Annotated in this window: 1 protein-coding gene; it reads right to left on the reverse strand. The window is 67.5% G+C overall.

Annotated features, from left to right (window positions below; all coding sequences use genetic code 11):
* The coding region (locus AC07DF_RS41335; RefSeq protein WP_478982774.1) for a condensation domain-containing protein at positions 1-1,162 on the reverse strand (1,162 nt) is incomplete at both ends.

Here is a 1,162-nt window from a genome sequence, read left to right on the forward strand (position 1 = left end):
ACCGCCAGCACCGCCACCACCATGTCCACCGACCGCGGCAACGCCAGACCCACCAACTGCTCCGGACCCACACCGTGACCGACCAGCACGCGCGCGAGCCGGTTCGCCCGCGCATTCAACTCCCCGTAGGAGAGGGAGGTGCCGCCGTCCGTGACCGCGATCGCCTCCGGAGTCAGCGCCGCCTGCGCCTGGAACAACTCAGGCACCGTGGCCTGCGGGAGCGGGTGACGGGTGTCGTTGTACTCCGTCAGCAGCCGGGTGCGTTCTTCCGGCTGGAGGATGTCGATGTCACCGATGCGCTGATCGGCGTCGGAGACCATCGCCTCGACCACGCGCCGCAACCGCTCCACCATCCGCTGCGCAGCGGCTTCGTCGAACAGATCGGTGTCGTGCCCGAGGTCCAGCCGAAGCGTCTCCCCCGGCAGCACCACCAGACTCACCGGGTAATGCACGTCGTCGCGGCCTTCGCCCCCGGTGATCGTCAGGCCGCCTGGGACGTCGTCGCCTTCAACGCCGATGGGGTAGTTCTCGAACACGTAGAGGGTGTCGAAGAGTTCACCCTCGCCGACCAGGCCCTGAATGTCGGTCAGGCCCAGGTACTGGTGGTCGCTGAGCCGGGACTGCTCCTCCTGCACCCGGCCCATCAACTCGGCCAGCGACTGCGACGCATCGAGCCGGACACGCACCGGAACCGTGTTGATCAGCAGACCGACCATCTGCTCGATACCGGGAATCTGTGCAGGCCTCCCCGACACCGTCATACCGAAGACGACATCATCCCTGCCCGTCAGCCGGGCCAGCAACAACGCCCACGCCGTCTGCAGAACCGTGTTCACCGTCAGCCCATGCCGACGCGCCAACTCCGTAACACCAGCACTGACCTCGCCACTCAACGCAAGCGTCACCTCGCCACGGCTGCCGGCTTGTGAACGATGGCCGGCAGGCGCGAGCGTCGTCGGTTCCGCCCCGACCAGCACCTCACGCCAGACCTCTTCGGCCTGGGTCCGGTCCTGCCGAGCCAGCCAGGCCGGATACGGCCGGTAGGGCACCGGCGCGGGCAGCGCACCGTCGTCCCCGCCTTGCCCATACAGCTCGAACAGCTCCCGCAGCACCAGCGGAGTCGACCAGCCATCCAGCAGAATGTGATGATTCGTGATCACCA

The organism is Streptomyces sp. NPDC044719 (assembly GCF_056433405.1).